Annotated in this window: 1 tRNA gene and 2 rRNA genes (1 of these 3 cut by a window edge); all 3 read right to left on the minus strand. The window is 54.2% G+C overall.

The window, feature by feature from the left end:
* Position 1: 1 nt before the first annotated feature.
* A tRNA-Met gene (locus tag V6765_RS24010) sits at positions 2-78 on the minus strand.
* A gap of 218 nt (positions 79-296) precedes the next feature.
* Positions 297-412: ribosomal RNA gene (gene rrf, locus V6765_RS24015) — 5S ribosomal RNA — on the minus strand.
* Between the two features lie 213 nt (positions 413-625).
* Positions 626-2,659 (minus strand): 23S ribosomal RNA (locus V6765_RS24020) (it continues 864 nt past the right edge of the window).

The raw sequence follows: 2,659 nt of genomic DNA on the forward strand, positions 1-2,659 counted from the left end.
TTGGTTGCGGGGGCAGGATTTGAACCTGCGGCCTTCAGGTTATGAGCCTGACGAGCTACCGGGCTGCTCCACCCCGCGTTATTTGCGAGCGACCGGGGTTATGTTTGAGACGGGTGGTCTCGTGCATGCCCGGTATTCTTGTTTTGCCGGTCCTCGGCCTTTGGCCTGCGGTACGACGGGGGCTGCTCTTGCCCCGCGGTATTGGTTTGCATGCGGCAACAAAAAAGCCGCCAGTTACGGCGGCTTGATATCGGCAGTCGCCGTTATTGAATGAGAAGATTTGTTGCATTTGGCAGACCTGGCAGCGACCTACTCTCCCGTGTCTTAAGACAAAGTACCATTGGCGCTGGGGCATTTCACGGCCGTGTTCGGAATGGGAACGGGTGTTAAGGACCCCGCCATAACCACCAGGTCAGCCAAATGCAGCATGTTTTCGAGAAGCTGGTTGTTGAAGCGCCTGTTTGACGCGGCGATGGCAGCGGCTTTCAGGGGACTTCCCCGTAGGCCGACTGGCCGTCGCCGGTCGTCCGGCGCGCCGTCCGCAGCGAAGCGATCGAAGATCGCGACAGCGTGAGGACAAAAAGATCGTGTTCATCGGCATAGCCGATGAACATGAACAATGAGAACGATCAAGCCAATCGAGCGATTAGTACCGGTAAGCTTCACACATTGCTGCGCTTCCACACCCGGCCTATCAACGTTGTCGTCTACAACGGCTCTGATAGGGAACACTCGTTTTCAGGTTGGTTTCCCGCTTAGATGCCTTCAGCGGTTATCCATTCCGTATATAGCTACCCTGCTATGCGGCTGGCGCCACAACAGGTCCACCAGAGATACGTCCATCCCGGTCCTCTCGTACTAGGGACAGATCCTGTCAATATTCCTACACCCACGGCAGATAGGGACCGAACTGTCTCACGACGTTCTGAACCCAGCTCACGTACCGCTTTAATTGGCGAACAGCCAAACCCTTGGGACCTGCTCCAGCCCCAGGATGCGATGAGCCGACATCGAGGTGCCAAACAACCCCGTCGATATGGACTCTTGGGGGTCATCAGCCTGTTATCCCCGGCGTACCTTTTATCCGTTGAGCGATGGCCCTTCCACGCGGGACCACCGGATCACTATGACCGACTTTCGTCTCTGCTCGACTTGTCAGTCTCGCAGTCAGGCGGGCTTATGCCATTGCACTCGACGACCGATTTCCGACCGGTCTGAGCCCACCATCGCGCGCCTCCGTTACTCTTTAGGAGGCGACCGCCCCAGTCAAACTACCCACCATACACTGTCCCGGAACCGGATAACGGATCGCGGTTAGACATCCACGAAGATAAGGGTGGTATTTCAAGGATGGCTCCACAAAGACTGGCGTCCCTGCTTCAAAGCCTACCACCTATCCTACACATGTCTTGGTAAATGCCAGTGTAAAGCTATAGTAAAGGTGCACGGGGTCTTTCCGTCTGACCGCAGGAACCCCGCATCTTCACGGGGAATTCAATTTCACTGAGTCTGCGTTGGAGACAGCGGGGAAGTCGTTACGCCATTCGTGCAGGTCGGAACTTACCCGACAAGGAATTTCGCTACCTTAGGACCGTTATAGTTACGGCCGCCGTTTACTGGGGCTTCAATTCAATGCTTGCACATCTCCTTTTAACCTTCCAGCACCGGGCAGGCGTCAGACCCTATACGTCGTCTTAAAGACTTCGCAGAGCCCTGTGTTTTTGATAAACAGTCGCTACCCCCTGGTCTGTGCCACCTCTCAATACTTGCGTATAAAGAGGTCACGCTTCTTCCGAAGTTACGCGTGCAATTTGCCGAGTTCCTTCAACGCAGTTCTCTCAAGCGCCTTGGTATACTCTACCTGACCACCTGTGTCGGTTTCGGGTACGGTCTCATGGTGGAGCTATTTCCTGGAACCGCTTCACCGCAAGATCAATCCAATAAGATCTTACGATTTACGCAATCCGTCACTACCACCTGGCCCACGAATATTAACGTGGTTCCCATCGACTACGCGTTTCCGCCTCGTCTTAGGGGCCGGCTAACCCTGCTCAGATTAACTTTAAGCAGGAACCCTTGGTCTTTCGGCGAGGGAGTCTCTCACTCCCTTTATCGTTACTCATGTCAACATTCGCACTTCCGATACCTCCAGAAGCCCTCACGGGTCTTCCTTCATCGGCCTACGGAACGCTCCGCTACCACGTGGATAAATCCACATCCTCAGCTTCGGTGCATGGCTTGAGCCCCGGTACATTTTCGGCGCAAAGACCCTTATTTAGACCAGTGAGCTGTTACGCTTTCTTTAAATGATGGCTGCTTCTAAGCCAACATCCTGGTTGTTTTGGGATCCTCACATCCTTTCCCACTTAGCCATGACTTGGGGACCTTAGCTGGAGGTCAGGGTTGTTGCCCTTTTCACGACGGACGTTAGCACCCGCCGTGTGTCTGCTGAACAGTACTCCTCGGTATTCGCAGTTTGGTTAGGATCAGTAAGACGGTGAGTCCCCATAGCCCATCCAGTGCTCTACCCCCGAGGGTATTCATTCAACGCTCTACCTAAATAGATTTCGCGGAGAACCAGCTATCTCCGAGTTTGATTGGCCTTTCACCCCTAGCCACAAGTCATCCCAATCTATTGCAACAGATGCGGGTTCGGTCC

The organism is Martelella sp. FOR1707, from assembly GCF_053484265.1.